Source organism: Flagellimonas oceanensis (assembly GCF_003992595.1).
GTDB classification, from domain to species: domain Bacteria; phylum Bacteroidota; class Bacteroidia; order Flavobacteriales; family Flavobacteriaceae; genus Flagellimonas; species Flagellimonas oceanensis.
Genome location: NZ_RZNA01000039.1, coordinates 15,559 through 32,503, shown reverse-complemented (window position 1 = coordinate 32,503; position 16,945 = coordinate 15,559). Strand labels below are relative to the sequence as shown.

General features: G+C 42.3%; 11 protein-coding genes. 6 read left to right on the top strand and 5 right to left on the bottom strand.

Going from position 1 to position 16,945, the window contains the following annotated elements:
* Window positions 1-247: 247 nt before the first annotated feature.
* The 3 genes from EO132_RS19265 to EO132_RS09510 form a co-directional block, all read right to left on the bottom strand.
* Entirely contained in the window at window positions 248-406 is a 159-nt protein-coding gene (locus tag EO132_RS19265) for a hypothetical protein (RefSeq protein ID WP_164732315.1), read from the bottom strand.
* Window positions 407-508: 102 nt separating this feature from the next.
* Complete coding sequence (locus EO132_RS09515; RefSeq protein ID WP_127137620.1) at window positions 509-1,069, bottom strand: helix-turn-helix domain-containing protein; 561 nt, start codon at window positions 1,067-1,069, stop codon at window positions 509-511.
* Window positions 1,070-1,129: 60 nt separating this feature from the next.
* A complete protein-coding gene (locus tag EO132_RS09510; RefSeq protein WP_127137619.1) occupies window positions 1,130-2,035 on the bottom strand; it encodes an SAM-dependent methyltransferase in 906 nt (301 codons plus the stop codon).
* Window positions 2,036-3,435: 1,400 nt separating this feature from the next.
* Here EO132_RS09510 and EO132_RS09505 point away from each other — a divergent pair.
* The 4 genes from EO132_RS09505 to EO132_RS09490 all read left to right on the top strand — a co-directional run bounded on the left by EO132_RS09505 (window position 3,436) and on the right by EO132_RS09490 (window position 8,591).
* Complete coding sequence (locus EO132_RS09505; protein ID WP_127137618.1) at window positions 3,436-4,839, top strand: sulfatase-like hydrolase/transferase; 1,404 nt, start codon at window positions 3,436-3,438, stop codon at window positions 4,837-4,839.
* Between the two features lie 29 nt (window positions 4,840-4,868).
* Window positions 4,869-6,593: a GMC oxidoreductase gene (locus EO132_RS09500; protein WP_127137617.1), complete on the top strand. Its 1,725-nt coding sequence runs from the start codon at window positions 4,869-4,871 to the stop codon at window positions 6,591-6,593.
* 3 nt (window positions 6,594-6,596) lie between these two features.
* Entirely contained in the window at window positions 6,597-7,307 is a 711-nt protein-coding gene (locus EO132_RS09495) for a gluconate 2-dehydrogenase subunit 3 family protein (protein ID WP_127137616.1), read from the top strand.
* Window positions 7,308-7,511: 204 nt separating this feature from the next.
* Window positions 7,512-8,591 (top strand): formylglycine-generating enzyme family protein, encoded by a 1,080-nt coding sequence (locus tag EO132_RS09490; RefSeq protein ID WP_235856425.1) that lies wholly within the window; start codon window positions 7,512-7,514, stop codon window positions 8,589-8,591.
* A 304-nt stretch (window positions 8,592-8,895) separates the two neighbouring features.
* On the opposite strand, the gene EO132_RS09485 is transcribed toward EO132_RS09490, so the two are convergent.
* Both EO132_RS09485 and EO132_RS09480 read right to left on the bottom strand, forming a co-directional pair.
* Window positions 8,896-10,872, bottom strand: coding sequence for a BspA family leucine-rich repeat surface protein (locus tag EO132_RS09485; RefSeq protein WP_127137614.1), 1,977 nt, complete (start codon window positions 10,870-10,872; stop codon window positions 8,896-8,898).
* Between the two features lie 446 nt (window positions 10,873-11,318).
* Window positions 11,319-11,924 carry an RNA polymerase sigma factor gene (locus tag EO132_RS09480; protein ID WP_127137613.1) on the bottom strand — a complete coding sequence of 202 codons (606 nt, stop codon included), beginning with the start codon at window positions 11,922-11,924 and terminating at the stop codon, window positions 11,319-11,321.
* Window positions 11,925-12,042: 118 nt separating this feature from the next.
* On the opposite strand from EO132_RS09480, the gene EO132_RS09475 reads away from it, so the two are divergent.
* Both EO132_RS09475 and EO132_RS09470 read left to right on the top strand, forming a co-directional pair.
* A complete protein-coding gene (locus EO132_RS09475) occupies window positions 12,043-13,203 on the top strand; it encodes a FecR family protein (protein WP_127137612.1) in 1,161 nt (386 codons plus the stop codon).
* Window positions 13,204-13,361: 158 nt separating this feature from the next.
* Window positions 13,362-16,937: a TonB-dependent receptor gene (locus EO132_RS09470; protein WP_127137611.1), complete on the top strand. Its 3,576-nt coding sequence runs from the start codon at window positions 13,362-13,364 to the stop codon at window positions 16,935-16,937.
* Window positions 16,938-16,945 lie beyond the last annotated feature (8 nt).

Below are 16,945 nucleotides of genomic sequence, written 5' to 3'. Positions count from 1 at the left end.
ATGAACAGAATAAAATAGATGACACATTTTCTCACAACTCAATGTTTATTGTTGGCTTGGGATAATTGGAATGGTTGGGACAATGATTGCAAAATGTTCTTTTGGGCTGGAGGAAAGTAACACCAAGAAAAAAGAGCAGTGTTTTTTAGTTCCTGCTCTTTTTTGGGCTTCTAAAAATTTAAAAGCACGTATCAACAAATTAAATTGCTTCAATGCATCGGAGCCAACAATACATTAAAGATTACTTTCAATCATTTTTAATTCGAATCAACCCAGGTACTAAACTTTTGTGCAATTCATTTTCTTCTTCATTTTTTAATCTTAGTCCTTCAATGATCGGATTGGAAAGACTGAGAAGTTTTCCTAGAATCCCTTTAACCGATATATTTTTTTCAAATATGTCCATATAATAGTTTGTTACCATACTGATCATATTGCCAGCAATGAATAAAGGTGCGATGGAATTAGGTGGGGTTTGCTATATAAATAATTATAAACTTTACATATATCACAGGTTTTCCAAGTTTTGTGTCCTTTTTGCCTTTAACTTTTTATAATAGGAGGGTGTGAGACCGGTGACTTTTTTAAATTGATTGGAGAGATGTGCGGAGCTACTATAATGAAGTTTATATGCTATTTCGGTAAGATTGAGTTCGTCATATAAAAGCAACTCTTTTACTCTTTCGATTTTGTGCTTAATGATATAATGCTGTAAAGTGATTCCTTTCACCTCTGAAAACGTGTTGGACAAATACGTGTAGTCATATCCTAATTTTTCACTTAAATACCCGGAGTAATTGGTTTTTGGAATCTCATCGGTATGATGGATCATTTCAATTATTACATTCTTGATTTTTTCAATCAATATGCTCTTTTTGTCATCCAATAATTCCAATCCAGACTTCAGCAGATTATTTTTGAGTTGGATTCTCTTTTCATGGGTAATTTCCTCCTTAGTTTCCACCATGCCCAGATTCAATGTAACATAATCCAGTCCCAACTTTGTCAATTCTTCATTTACCAACATTTTACAGCGAAGACTGACCATGTATTTTATATATAATTTCATTCATTTATTTTGAATGGTCTTTCTCAATTCCAAGGATTTGATCAATAAACTTTTGACTGTCTAAATTTTCTCAAACACCAACCGATAATGGTCCATTATTTCCTTTTCAAAGCATATTTTGTTCGGGCTGATCTTGAAGACGGCCACTTGATGTCTAAATTCCCTGTCCATAACGTATTTGGGTACTAGGGATAAGTAGAGCCAATATTTTTTCAGGTTGAACTTCCTGAACTTCTTTCGCCATTGGCTTATCGTCTCAATATAGTCCAGTCTACCACTACTTTGCGAGATCAATTTAAAGTTTGGTTCTGCATTTCGTATCACCATTTCTGGGCCGTAGGGCAACCATGAACCCGGAAATTCTTTGACCATTAGTGCCATGACATGGGCCGCGGAGCCTTTTTTGGCCTTGACGTCCAGTTCTTCAAAATCGATCATGTTTTTGCTAAACGTCATGGTCTGCATGTAGAACCTACCTCCTTTTGGCAATAAATCATTAAGGGTTCTGAAAAAATCACTATATACCTTTTCTTGATTCCCCTCTTTCCACTCCTCAACCGAACAAAAATGTTCTAAACCTCCTATACAAGTTATGGCATCAAAGGTTCCAAAATCTTCCGGTTTTACATACCGGCAATCCTTTACAAACACATTTAGTCCATTTTTTTGGCATGCCTCCGCTTGACCCTTCGATAAGGTCAATCCAATACTGATTGCCCCCCTTTCCTTTGTGATAAAATGGGAGAATGGACCCCAGCCACAGGCCATATCCAACACCTTGCTTTCCCCATCTATATTGAGGCTGTCCGCTATAAACCTGTTCTTTTCCTTTTGCGCCTCCTCCAAGGACATGGAAAAATCACCATCGTACTTGGCACCGCTGTAATCTGCGGTTTCACCCATGCTTAAACGGAATATTTTGTCTATGGTGGTGTACGTAAAATCCAAATCTGCCTTGTCTGCCATTCTATTAATTTTAGGTTTAATTACTCATTTCCACAGCACAGCATCGCAAAACATTATGTTCTCGAATTATGCTACAGATGTCACTTCTATGCTAAAACATCAAAGCTTATAAAGGAAACACAACTTTATTTTTGATTCCCTTACCCTGAAGAATTGTGAAATATTTGTAAATAGATGTGTAAAAAACCTTTTCTCTACGGGCAATAAGATAGTAGTAAGACTTTAGAAAAGGGTTTGAACAAAATATATTCTTCTAAAGATAGGCATTAAACTGTTCTCTCTAACCATATATCATGGCAACATTCAAAATATCAGTTATCAATTGAGATAAAATATAACAGCCACAGTATTACACTTCTAATGCTGAGATCATAATTACGCTTTACTGCCGATAATTAAATTGTTATACGGTTAGGACTTTTCTTTTTCCACTTAATATAAGAGTGTTCTTGGGTTAAAATCAAGAGTTTCAAGTAACTATTTCAGTTTTTAATTAGTTGAAATTGTATGCTTTAACATAAAAACATAATTTCAGCACAACATAAAAATATAATATTGGCCCAGAAAGGGACTACTGTTGCAAAAATCTTATCCAATTAGGGGTTAATTTACTTAAACATCCATTCAACATTTTTTTAGTACTTTAAACAAATCATTGGGGGTCAAATTATATCCTCCAGAGCTCTTTTTTGGGTTTGTTGTGCAAATAGGTGCGCAAGCTTTGAAAAGTTTTGTAAGTAATTGAAATACAGTGTATTGGCTTTCCTATAATAGGTCTGCCACCCCGACGAATATGATATTGCTTGGATACAAGCGATATCATATTTAATTGAAAGCCAGAAAATATATATTTTCTGGCTTTTTTTGTGCCCAAATTTGACCAAGGATAAAGGTGTCCTATAGGGTGTCCAGTTTTTATCCAATATCTCCAAACCTTACGTCAATATTGGGATTCAGAGTTTTGGTTCTAATCCCTTCAGGTTTTTTGTTTTTTTATGCATATCGTTTGAATTCATTTAGAACCATCTGAAATCATATCAAACATGTTCCCATCGGGAGCAAACACTTACAGTTCTTGTTGTGACTTTAAATAACTTTTAGGACCATTTTTCTAGTGTTTTGACTTTCACAGTATTCGCACTCTAAAAGGTTGCAACATGCAGAAAAACAATTCTTCTAGGTCCCTCAATATTAAGCTAAGGTATTCAGGTTTGAATAGGTTGAAGTTTAATAAAATTTCACAAAACTAAGGGTATACAAAATCTGTATTGTCTTTAATACAAATAACAAACTATCAATTGTATAGGGAATTTTGTACATCACACAGTTCTATATGCATAGTATGAGGTTATTTATTAGGAATATATATGTTTTTCAAATACAATTTCAATTAAGCGCCGATGAGCAATAAAATTACAGGATACCCAATTCAAATACTGCTCTGTGCTTTTTTTACCTTGTTTTATCCCAAAGGTATAGCACAGACCACAAAAACTAATAAGCCCAATGTAATTGTAATCCTTACTGATGATCAAGGGAGTGTGGATTTAAACAGCTATGGGGCCGATGATCTTTATACTCCAAATATGGACCGTTTGGCCAAAGAAGGTGTAAGATTCACGCAATTTTATGCCGCTGCCCCGGTCTGTTCACCTTCACGTGCTGCCCTGTTGACGGGCAAGACAAACTTAAGGGCAGGACTGCCGAATAACGTGCCCATTCCTGAACATGCAAAAAGTGCCGGACAATACGGCCTGCCTACCAATCAGGTAACCATGGCTGAAATGTTAAAAGAAAACGGCTATTATACTGCTTTGATTGGAAAATGGCATTTGGGACATAGGGATGAAAACTTACCGAATGCACAGGGATTCGATCATTTCTTTGGCCATGAAAGAGGATGTATTGACAATTATTCCCATTTTTTCTACTGGAACGGGCCAAATAAACATGATTTGTATCGAAACGCCGAGGAGGTATATTATCCTGGAGAACATTTTTCGGATTTGATGGTTCGGGAAATCAAAGAAGTTATTGGTCAAAACCAAGAGCAACCTTTCTTTATATATTGGGCATTTAATGCACCTCACTATCCTTACCAAGGCACACCAAAGTGGTTGGAGCGCTATAAGGACTTGCCTACTCCTAGAAAGGAATATGCCGCATTTGTTTCCAATACCGATGAGAAAATAGGGGAAGTATTAGATTATTTAGATGAAAATGGCCTTACGGATGATACCATAGTTATTTTTCAATCAGATCATGGACATTCGAGGGAAGCACGTGCTTTTTACGGAGGAGGAAATGCTGGCCCTTATCGTGGAAGTAAGTTCAGTTTGTTTGAAGGGGGCATTCGGGTACCTGCTATTATTAGGTACCCCAAATTGATTCCGGCCAATGAAATTAGGAATCAGCTTTCCATGGAAATGGATTGGTTCAGAACCATAGCAGAGCTTACAGATTCGAAGTTTGATGAAAGCATCGATGGTAAAAGCTTGATGCCCGTCATCAAAGACGTAAGCAAGCCGTCCGCCCATGAGGTTGTTTATTGGCAGTTTGGAAATTATAGTGATGTAAAATCCCAGTGGGCGGTCCGAAAAGGACCTTGGAAACTCATAGGTAATGTGTATGAACCTATGGGTAAGGAAAAACCCTCAAACCTACCCTCGTTGTATTTGGTCAATTTAGAGAGGGACATTGCGGAGAAAAAAAACTTGGCAGCATCTAATCCTAAGGAGCTTACGGAGTTGCTCAAGCTTCATAAGGAATGGTTGAAAGCGGTAAAAAATGAAATGGTAAAATAAAATACTCTTTATAAAAAGACTTAGAATTCATGCAAATAATCGAGAATTCCACGGTTTACGATGCCATTATTGTAGGTTCCGGGGCGGGCGGCGGTATGTCCGCCAAGGTGCTTTCGGAAGCTGGGCTAAAGGTAGCCGTTGTAGAAGCGGGCCCGTTTTTTGATCCGGCAAAACCGGAGCATCAAACCCAGTTAAAATGGCCGTACGAAAGCCCGCGCAGGGGCAAGAGCACACGTTTTCGTCCTTTCGGTGATTTTGATGCAGCCTATGGAGGCTGGGATATCGAAGGAGAGCCCTATACCCAGAAGGACGGTACCAAGTTCGAGTGGTTCCGCTCCAGGATGCTGGGGGGCAGGACCAACCACTGGGGACGTATCTCGCTCAGGTTCGGGCCAAAGGATTTTAAGCACAAGGATGTGGATGGCCATGGGGACAACTGGCCCATTAGCTACGATGATGTAAAGCCTTATTATGACAAGGTGGATAAGATGATCGGGGTATTTGGTACCAATGAGGGGTTGGACAACGATCCCGATGGTTTCTTTTTGCCCCCGCCAAAACCAAGATTGCACGAGCTGTTTTATATCAAAGGCGCACGGAAGACCAATATTCCGGTGTATCCTTCCAGAATGTCCATGCTCACCAAAAAGATAAACAATGATCGTGGGGTCTGTTTTTATTGTGGACAGTGCAACCGCGCCTGTCAGGTATATGCGGATTTCTCCGCTGGTACTTGCTTGATTTTCCCGGCACAGAAGAACGGTGGTCAAATAGACCTGTTCGTCAATTGTATGGTCCGTGAGGTAACCACCGATGAAGAGGGAAGGGCCACTGGGGTGTCCTACATCAACAAAGAGGACAGAAAAGAATACAAATTGAAAGGGAAAGTTGTGGTGCTAGGAGCTTCGGCCTGTAGTTCCGCACGGATACTTTTAAATTCCAAGAGCAAGCAGCACCCGAACGGATTGGGCAATAGTAGTGATGTTGTCGGTAAGTATCTACATGATTCCACCGGGGCCGATAGGGCCGCCTTTATCCCGGACCTAATGAACCGGAAGGTATCGTATAACGAGGACGGCGTGGGCGGTATGCACGTATATTCCCCTTGGTGGGGCGACAATTCCAAATTGGATTTCCCTCGAGGTTACCATATCGAAGTTTGGGGCGGCATGGGCATGCCGAGCTATGGGTTCGGTTTCAATGCGAACGAGTTCAATAAATTCTTCGGGACCAAGGTCGGTGGCTATGGCGATGTACTCCGCTCCGATGCCAAAAAATACTATGGTGCCGTAGTGGGCATGGCCGGTCGTGGGGAGTCCATTGCGCGCAGGGACAACTATTGTGAGATAGACCCGACCACTGTGGACGAGTTTGGGATACCCGTACTTCGGTTCCATTATAAATGGTCGCAGTACGAGATCAACCAGGCCAAACATATGCAGGACACCTTCGAGGAGATATTGATCAATATGGGAGGGGAGCCGTTGGGCGACAAACCGGCCAAGGACACCAATTATGGCCTGCACAATCCCGGTAACATCATCCATGAGGTGGGTACCACCCGTATGGGCGACAATCCCAAGACATCGGTAACCAATAAATACCAACAATTGCACGATGTGGACAATGTGTTCATTGTGGATGCCGGACCATTTACCTCCCAGGCGGACAAGAACTGTACTTGGACCATATTGGCACTTTCCATGAGGGCCTCGGAATATATTGTGGAGCAATTGAAACAACAAAACATATAAGGCATGGACAGAAGAAAAAGTTTAAAATCGATAGTACTGGGTTCCGTGGCCGGTGGATTGGCGGTGCATGGGTGCAAACCCTCTACGGTGACTGAAGAATTTGTGGAACCCCCCAAGATCAATTACCCAGGCAGGGTCTCATTGGAAGAAGAGTTGATCGAGGAACTCACGGACGAACAGTTCCTGAATCCACACGAGATAGAGACACTTACCATTTTGTGCGATCTGATATTGCCGCCTTCACAAGAGTTTAAAGGCGCATCGGATGCGGACGTGGTCAGTTTTATAGAGTTTATGGCCAAGGATGTGCCGACCTACCAGCCCAACATCCGTGGAGGGCTGATGTGGCTGGACCATAATTGCAATACCGAGAATGGCGTGGAGTTTAAAGCAGCGACTGTAGAGCAACAAAAGGCCATTTTGGACGGGGTCGCTTTCTATGACCCCGAGACTCCCGCCAACGAACGCCCGTTCGAGGTCAACTTCTTTTCATTAATCCGAAATTTGACCATGACCGGTTTTTATACCAGTAAGATCGGGATTGAGGAGATCGGGTACAAGGGCAACCAGCCCAATGTTTGGGATGGAGTGCCAGACGATGTGCTGGAACAGCACAGCGTATCCTATGATGAGGAATGGCTGGCCAAATGTGTGGACCAGAGCAAACGCGGTATTATTGCCGAATGGGACAAGAAAGGTAATCTTATCAGCTAATACAATTGAAGAAGCGGCCAGACTTGATTTTAAGTTAAAAAGTTTATTTGGTTTAGTATTTGAGCAGTACAGGGAGATACGGTCCACAGTGGCTGTGTCTCTTCTACTGTTCTTAAATCCCGAATATCATTTTTTATCTCGGTCTTTAGTGCTCAAATTAAACCTTAACTATTATACTTTATGCATAGAACACAAAATTTGAGGATGTTGCCAATAATCATATCGGTATTCATAATCGGCAGCTGTAAAAATAAAAATGACCATTCCATACAGGGAAATGAAAAGGTTCTCGAAGGTGAAAAGAAAAATATCGATTCATCCATATCTACTCCAGAGGGCATGGTTTGGATTCCTAGAGGGGAGTTCAAACAAGGCGCTGTACATGGGGATACTATGGCCATGATGCATGAAAAGCCTGCCCATAAAGTAGAGGTGGATGGTTTTTATATGGACGTTCATGAGGTTACCAATAAGCAGTTTTCCAAATTTGTTGGGGAAACGGGATATATTACAGTAGCGGAGCGGAAAATTGATTGGGAGGAGATGAAAAAACAACTTCCTCCTGGCACGCTGAAGCCTCATGACTCTATCTTGCAGCCTGGCTCATTAGTGTTCAAGAAAAGTAAGTCCAGAGTACCAAATCTTTATGATTATTCACAATGGTGGGAATGGAAGATAGGTGCCAATTGGAAACATCCAAATGGACCGGAAAGTTCTATTGAAGAAAAGGAAAGTTACCCTGTAGTGCACATTGCATATGAAGATGCCCAAGCTTATTGCAAATGGGCTGGGCGCCGACTACCGACCGAAGCAGAATGGGAATATGCTGCTAGAGCCAAGAATTCGGATGGTAAATTCTTCTGGGGAGACGACATAAAACAACTTAGTTCCCATGCCAATTCTTGGGAAGGCGAGTTCCCTGTTGAAAACACCCAAAAGGATGGATTTGAGCGCAGGGCACCGGTAATGAGCTATCTAAAAAATGATTTTGGTCTCTATGACATGGCTGGAAACGTATGGGAATGGACTAGTGATTGGTACAATACGGAATACTATAAAATGCTGGCATCTAGCGGTCAAACCACTAAAAACCCCCGTGGGGCAAAAATAGCTTTCAATTCAAATAACCCTTATGTCCAAGAAAAAGTTATTAAAGGAGGTTCTTTTCTTTGCAGTGCTTCCTATTGTGCAAGTTATCGTATTTCAGCAAGAATGGCAACAAGCCCAGATTCCGGAATGGAGCATTTAGGTTTTAGAACTGTTTATATTCCAAATCCAAATTAGATGGACTTGTGGGATTCTTTCTTTTGCACCTAGTCTAAAGTGCTTACGTATGCCCCCTATGGTTTATTTAACTTAATCCTATTCATGAAGATAGCAATCGGTTGGGTTGGAGAGCAAATTAAAGGCAAGATTCCGTTTTAGATTTTAACCTATGGGATAGTATAGAACCTCTTATAGTAGGGATTGTTTTTTAAAAGAGATCGGACACCCAATGGTGCCCGATCTTTTTCTTTTTGCCATTGCCGCCCATCCTTTTACAAGCGGTGGGGGCCTGAAAAGGTAATTCCTCTCAGGGATCCTAGGTTTAAAGCCCTTGCGGATAATGGGCCTCCTGCATGGCAGTGGCACCAAGGAACATATTAGTTGTATTCTTACCGCTAACGTCCCAACCACTGAGGTCTTGGTCAAAGGAAGCGGCATTTTGGAACATGTTTTGCATGTTGGTCACATTGGACACGTCCCAACCACTGAGGTCCCCGTTAAAGGAAGTGGCAGCACGGAACATGTCCCTCATATTGGTCACATTGGACACGTCCCAACCACTGAGATTCTGGTCAAAGGAAGTGGCATTATCAAAAAGATAGGCCATATCGGTCACCTTGGATACGTCCCAACCACTGATGTCCCCGTTAAAAGAAGTGGCATCACGGAACATTTCTCTCATATTGGTCACATTAGATACGTTCCAACCACTGATGTTCCCGTTAAAGGAAGTGGCACCCCTAAAAATGTAAGCCATATCGGTCACATTGGACACGTTCCAGCCACTTAGGTCCTGGTCAAAGGAAGTGGCATCACGGAACATTCCTTCTATATTGGTCACATTGGATACGCTCCAACCACTGATGTCCCCATTGAAGGGAGTTTCACGGAACATTTGGTACATATCGGTCACATTGGACACGTCCCAACCACTGAGGTCCCCATTAAAAGAAGTGGCATTTTGGAACATTTCTCTCATAGTGGTCACACTGGACACGTCCCAACCACTGAGGTCCCCGTTAAAGGAAGTGGCAGCACGGAACATGTCCCTCATATTGGTCACATTGGACACGTCCCAACCACTGAGATTCTGGTCAAAGGAAGTGGCATTATCAAAAAGATAGGCCATATCGGTCACCTTGGATACGTCCCAACCACTGATGTCCCCGTTAAAAGAAGTGGCATCACGGAACATTTCTCTCATATTGGTAACATTAGATACATCCCAACCACTGATGTCCCCGTTAAAGGAAGAACCTAAGGACAGGAATGACATGTCCGTGATCAGACGGGTGTTTATAAGGGTGGGATCTGTTCCGCTATCAAGCAGGTCAGCAAGGGCGGCCTTGTTCGCAGGCAAGAACATCCATTTGGCAAATAGTGTCAGGTTTTCGGTCACTTCGGTGGCAAAGTCGAACTCTGTTGTCAGTGCCTCGTCGGTGTACCATTCTTCAAAAGAATAGCCATTTCTGGTGGGATCTTCCGGCCTTGTGGCCGTAGCGCCCTCTTCCACGGTCTGGTCCTCCACAGCACTGCCCTCATCGGTGTCAAAGGACACGGTGTAGGTAATGATTTCTTCCCATTTGGCATAGAGTGTCAGATCTTCGGTCACTTCGGTGGTAAAGTCGAATTCCGTTGTCAGTGCCTGTTCTGTGAACCATCCTTCAAAGGAATACCCGTCCCTGGTGGGATCCTCCGGCCTTGTGGCCGTGCCGCCCTCTTCCACGATTTGGTCCTCCACGGCACTGCCCTCATCGGTGTCAAAGGACACGGTGTAGGTAATGATTTCTTCCCATTTGGCATAGAGTGTCAAATCTTCGATCACTTCGGTGGCAAAGTCGAACTCCGTTGTCAGTTCCTGCTCGGTAAACCATCCTTCAAAGGAAAAGCCGTCCCTGATGGGGTCCTCCGGCCTTGTGGCCGTACCGCCATGTTCAACTATCTGGTCCTCCACGGCACTGCCCTCACCAGTATCGAAGGTTATGGTGTAGGTGATGATTTCCCATTTGGCGTACAGTGTCAGGTCTTCGGTTACTTCGGTGGTAAAGTCGAACGCTGTTGTGAGAGCTTCGTCTTTGTACCATCCTTCAAAGGAATACCCGTCCCTGGTGGGGTCTTCCGGCCTTATGGCCGTGCCTCCTTCTTCCACGATCTGGTCTTCCACGGTACTGCCCTCACCAGTGTCGAAGGATACAGTATAGGTAATGGGGGGAGTCCCTCCATCGGAATCATCGCTGTTACAGGAAAATAGACACAAGAGTGCCAAGGAAAGTACATAAAGGTAGTTTTTAATCCTCATTTTATATTATTTGATTAATCAATTCAATGGGGAGTATTTCAACCCCCTGATTCAAATACTGTATCTTGAACTGTGTAATATTCAAAGTTCCCAATACAATAATCTTTTATTATTGTAGTAAGACAAAACAGATTTTGTATACCCTAAGCCTTCATTGAATTTTTTTACTTGTTGATTAGTCTACCACTTAAAAGAGCCAAATCGAATTTATTTGTGCACCTGAAATGTCATCGGCTACCCACCAGTATAAATCAATTAGGTGGTTTGGACGGTCGGAATATTGAAATGTATAAAGTATTGCAGGATAGATTTGAAAAGGAAAATATCGCCAAAGAATACCTTGGAATTATATAAAAACTGAAACCAAAATTCTCAGTGAGATGAAAAATTTGTCGAGGATAGCAAGCAAGGCACTAATATATTGGCCAAAAATTGATTTAACCGAGTTAGTCGACCAATCGTCCTTTTTTAAGGTCTGTCCCAAATAGAAAAAATAAAATGAGCTCAATATTTCCATCAAATTTTTCTCTGAGCGTAGAAAATGCCTTTGTAATGTGGGCTTCAACCGTTTTAATTGAAATATTGAGATAATCAGAAATTTCCGTATTTGTGAGTCCTTCCTTGCGGCTCAACAAAAAAACCTGCTTACATTTTGGCGGAAGTTGTTCAATTTCCCCATATATTATCTCAAGGGCATGCTTCAATGAGTTTTCGTCATGGGCTGTCGCTGATTTATTGAGGGCTTCAAAGTATTTGTGTTCCAGTAACATAGTGGAACGATTCTTTTTATATTGATTTAAGAACTCATTGTGGGTAGATTTGAATAAATAGTTCTGTAGTGAGGTATTGATTTCCAATTTTTTTCGTTTTTCCCAAGTTCTTAAAAATACATTCTGCACAATGTCCTCTGCCATTTCCTTATCATTGGTCAACGATATGGCATAGCCGAACAATCTTTTATGGTAAATGTCAATCAAATGGACAAAGGCTTCCTCTTGTCCACGCTTTAAATGCTCCAACAAAGTGGCTTGATTCAAATACTTTGATTTCATATGCGGAGAATGTAATAAAAATTCTATAAATCTCACAAATATGAAAAAAAAATCAAGAATGGGTTAGGGTATTGTAAATTGACTTTGTCATTTATTTAAAAACCATTAAGAAAGAATCTTGGAAATAGAACATCTTATAATAAAATATCTGACGAACGAAATTTCGGCAGAAGAGCTTGATGCATTGAGCGAATGGATCGAGAACTCAAAGAATCAGAGGATTTTTGATGACTTGGTAAAAGTTCACTACGAAACTAATGTACTTATGAAAGAACCTGATGTGGATGCCATTAAAAAAGCTATCCTGAGCAAAATGCAACAGGATAGAAGGCTGTTCAACAGACCTTATTTTAGAAATGGACTTAAATATGCTGCCATCCTATTGGTTGTTATTTCACTGGGTTATCTATTTCATGAGTCCAACATGGAAAAGACCACCGATCAAGTGGCAGCGGAGCAGTTGGTGCCCAAAGAGGAGGCTATAACCATTGAGCTTGGCGATGGCAAATCAAAGGTCATCAACCCTGAAGAGAATGGGGAAATCAAAGATTCAGAGGGGAATATTTTAGGAAAGCATACCAAAGGGAGCCTGAATTATCCGGGTACGGCAGAAACGGAAGGTTTGGTTTACAACACATTGAACATACCTTATGGAAAAAGGTTTGATGTGGTTTTGTCCGATGGAACACATGTCTATCTGAATTCAGGGACATCTTTAAAATATCCGGTGAAATTTATTGCAAATACTCCAAGAGAGGTCTTTTTGAACGGTGAGGCTTACTTCGATGTTGCCAAAGATGCAAAAAATCCTTTTTTGGTCCATTCCGATAGCATGGCCATTGAAGTTCTGGGAACAAAATTCAACGTGTCAAATTATCCTGAGAATGATCGCATAAACACGGTTTTAGTAGAAGGATCCATAGCATTGAATCAAACCGGAAAAATACATAACGGAGAGGGGCAGTTACTGGAACCTGGATTTATGGCCCAATGGAGTAAAGAGGATAACATGGTGGCTGCAGTTGATAATGTTGACACAAGGGTTTATACAGCATGGATCGATGGAAAGCTGGTTTTTAGGAACAATACCTTCCGACATATACGATTGGCCTTGGAACGTCATTACAATATTGAAATCATAAACAACAATAAAATTCTGGATGAACAAAGGTTTGATGCCACCTTTGATATAGAGACCATAAATGAGGTGTTGGAAACCTTCAGTAAGAGTTATGCAATAGAATTTAGTGTGGTAAACAACCGAGCCTTTATACAATAACAATCAACCAATTAAATAGATGCCAATATGAAGAAAGAAAACAACAAACCATAACCAGACCATAGAACATTTGAAATCAAAAAATCGGAAAATGCTGGAACATTTCCCGATTTAAAAAAATGATTTAAAAGATTTTTAAACCATCGCAAACTAAAAGTATGAAAAAAATTATGAATCCAAGGGGCGTAGCCTATGCTCCTTTGAAATTTAACCTTAAAATGAGGTTGACGGTACTACTCTTATTTGTTGCTTTATCCAGTTTGGAAGCCAATACAGTTTACTCACAATCAAAGAGATTGTCCCTTAACATGGAAGATGCAAAAATTGAAGATGTAATCAGGGAAATTGAGGCACAGTCCGAATTTAAATTTCTTTACAATAGAAAAGATGTCAATTTGGAGAGGAAGCTTTCTGTAAATTTTAGGAAAGAACGCATTAAAGATATTTTGGCTTCCATTTTTAGGAATACCAACGTGTATTTTGAAGTGTTGAACAAGCAAATAGTGCTAAAAAGAAAGCTTGAAAACCAAAGGGTCAAAAAGCCATTGGATGATGAAGAGCCTCCTCAATTGTCCGTATCAGGAAATATTGTTGATGAAACGGGCCAACCATTGCCAGGTGCCAGTATTGTGGAGAAAGGTACCTCCAATGGTACACAATCCGATTTTGACGGAAACTTTTCACTAAAGGTGACCAATCAGAATGCTGTTTTGACCATTTCATATCTAGGATTCAAAACCAAAGATGTGATTCTCGACGGGCAAACCGATTTGTCCATTGTTTTGGAAGAAGATACCGCAGGCTTGGATGAAGTTGTGGTTGTGGGCTATGGGGTGCAAAAGAAGGTGAACCTTACCGGAGCTGTCGATGTTATCGACAGCAAAATAATCCAGAACAGACCTTCTCCTACCGTATCCCAATTGTTGCAGGGCACATCCCCAGGATTATCCTTTAGCGTAGGAAACAGCGGCTTCCAGCCAGGAGCCGAGCTAGATATCAATATTCGAGGCATGGGATCCATTAACGGGGGATCACCCTATGTGGTAATCGATGGGATTCCTGGTAACCTGAACCGTTTAAACCCGGAGGACATTGAGTCCATTTCCGTACTTAAGGATGCCTCCGCCTCGGCCATTTATGGTGCCCGTGCTCCCTATGGGGTAATCTTGGTGACTACAAAATCCGGTAAGAAGGAGAAGATAACCGCTACTTATTCTGGGTCGGTTTCCATAAGTGCTCCAGCCCAGCTACCGAGTATGCTTAACTCCTATACCCATGCCCGGGTGCTGAACGAAGCCGGGGTATCCGGGGCGGGAGGTCGATTTTATTCTAACGATATCGTGGATAATATTGTTGCTTATCAGGCCGGTGATTATGATTTTATTCGAAGTAGGGATAATTTTCCCCAGGATGCCATCTATTTTGAGACAACCCCAAGGAACGGGGGCAATACCTGGGGCTTTAATCAACGCGGGAACGCCAATAGGGATTGGTTCGACGAGTATTACGGGAGTGGGCTTATTACCAAACACGATCTCTCGGTGTCGGGAGGGGGAGAGCGTACTTCGTACTACCTGTCCGCCGGGGTGTTGAATCAAGAAGGGGTCCTGAACTATGGCACGGACACCTTTGATCGCTTCAATGTGATGGGGAAGTTTACCTTTGCTATCAATAAGAATTGGGACATTACCTACCAGCCCCGGTTTTCCAAAACGGTCCGAGAGTATCCCAATATGGACAAACAGGGGGGCTATACCTTGATTTTCCACCAGCTTGCCAGGACCATGCCCTCCAATGCCATGTACGACGGATACGGAAACTATATGATTCAATCGAAAATCCCTTGGGTAAATGACGCAGGCACCGATGTAATCGAAACTCTGGAGAACTGGCAAACTTTTACCACCGAAATACGGCCCTTAAAAGGATGGACGATCCATGCCGACTATGCGTTTAGGGATACCGATTATGTAAAGCGGGATACAGAACTTACGGTGTACGACCATCAAGTTGACGGCACCTTGGTGGCAAGTGGGAACACTTCGCCGAGTAGCTATGAGGCCACTCATAGGAGCAACATTTATTGGACGAGCAACCTATATACCAATTATGATTTTACTTTGGGTGGCGACCATAATTTAGGATTCATGGTAGGAGCTCAGTTCGAACGCACCAAAGTGAGAACACTCTCCTCGTACCGAACCAATTTGCTGGTGCCAGAGGTACCTTCCTTAAATACTGCCGATGGGGAGATTCAATCTGACGAAGGGTTGCTCACCACTAGTACGGAAGGTTTTTTTGGACGATTTAAATATAACTTCAAGGAAAAATACCTCTTGGAGGCCAACGCCCGATACGATGGGACCTCGCGTTTTAGTGAAGGCTCCCGATGGGGTTTTTTCCCTTCCTTTTCGGCGGGGTGGAATGTACATAAGGAGCCCTTTTGGGATTCCTTGGCACAAGTGATCAATACCTTTAAGCTCAAAGGTTCTTGGGGCGAATTGGGTAACCAGAACGTAGATGCCTACCAGGACCTGCCCTTGATCAGCTTTTCCGGGGATGCCATCAGATGGATTTTTGAACAAGGTGGGACCGCACCCGTGGGCTATGCGCAGACCCCAAGTTTGATCAGTTCCAACCTTACTTGGGAAACCGCTCGTTCGGTTAACTTGGGAACCAGTCTTTCTTTTTTTGGAAACAAGCTCAAGACCGATTTCGATTGGTTCGAAAGGACCACCTACGATATGATAGGGCCTGCTCAGCCACAACCTGGGGTCATTGGTGCGACTATTCCCCAAGAAAACAATGCCACCCTGCGCACCAGAGGCTGGGAAATAAATGTAAACTGGGGACAGACCCTAAATAGTGGTTTAAGCTACAACATCGGAGTCAATCTGTTCGACTCCAAAGCCGTGGTTACAGAGTATCTAAATTCCACAGGAACTTTATCCACCTGGTACGAGGGCAGGGAACAAGGTGAGATTTGGGGGTATACTGCCCATGACCTCTACCAGTCCCAGGAGGAAATCGATACCTATACTTCGGAGGTGGATTTATCATATATCACTGGGCTTGCCTGGAATACAGGAGATTTAAAATATTTAGATACCAATGGAGATGGTGCCGTGAACAATGGGTCCTATACTGTGGATGATCATGGTGACCTATCCGTAATCGGGAACTCAACCCCACGCTATCAATATGGAATCAACGCCAATGTTGCTTATAAAGGCTTTGATCTCTCCATGGTCTGGCGTGGCGTGGGTAAAAGGGATATCTCGTTCCACCGCTCGGCTAATATTTTCTGGGGATTTCGAACTGGGCCCCAATCTTCCCTTTTTCCAGAACATTTGGATTATTACCGTGATCAAGAGGGAGATGCTTACACTGGTCTCTATATGGGCGAGGCAAATTACAATACCGATGCTTATTTCCCGCGTCCGTATCTTAACAATAGACAAAACAACAAGAATAGGGAAACAAGTACCCGTTACCTGAGGAATGCGGCTTATTTGAGGCTTCAGAACCTTCAGTTGGGCTACACCTTACCGACCGAGATACTGCAAAAAATGAAATTGAGCAACTTAAGGGTCTATATGTCAGGAGAAAATCTGTTTACCTTTTCAGATCTTCCTGTAGGAATCGATCCCTTGGCCCTTTCCAGTAGTTGGGGCGCAGGCAAGACCTATGGGGCCGATCGTATCATTTCCTTAGGCCTTAAAATTGCATACTAACCTGTCCA

Coding starts and splice junctions, on each gene's coding strand:
- EO132_RS19265 (WP_164732315.1), bottom strand. CDS start 406: ATGGACATATTTGAAAAAAATATATCGGTTAAAGGGATTCTAGGAAAA.
- EO132_RS09515 (WP_127137620.1), bottom strand. CDS start 1,069: ATGAAATTATATATAAAATACATGGTCAGTCTTCGCTGTAAAATGTTG.
- EO132_RS09510 (WP_127137619.1), bottom strand. CDS start 2,035: ATGGCAGACAAGGCAGATTTGGATTTTACGTACACCACCATAGACAAA.
- EO132_RS09505 (WP_127137618.1), top strand. CDS start 3,436: ATGAGCAATAAAATTACAGGATACCCAATTCAAATACTGCTCTGTGCT.
- EO132_RS09500 (WP_127137617.1), top strand. CDS start 4,869: ATGCAAATAATCGAGAATTCCACGGTTTACGATGCCATTATTGTAGGT.
- EO132_RS09495 (WP_127137616.1), top strand. CDS start 6,597: ATGGACAGAAGAAAAAGTTTAAAATCGATAGTACTGGGTTCCGTGGCC.
- EO132_RS09490 (WP_235856425.1), top strand. CDS start 7,512: ATGTTGCCAATAATCATATCGGTATTCATAATCGGCAGCTGTAAAAAT.
- EO132_RS09485 (WP_127137614.1), bottom strand. CDS start 10,872: ATGAGGATTAAAAACTACCTTTATGTACTTTCCTTGGCACTCTTGTGT.
- EO132_RS09480 (WP_127137613.1), bottom strand. CDS start 11,924: ATGAAATCAAAGTATTTGAATCAAGCCACTTTGTTGGAGCATTTAAAG.
- EO132_RS09470 (WP_127137611.1), top strand. CDS start 13,362: ATGAAAAAAATTATGAATCCAAGGGGCGTAGCCTATGCTCCTTTGAAA.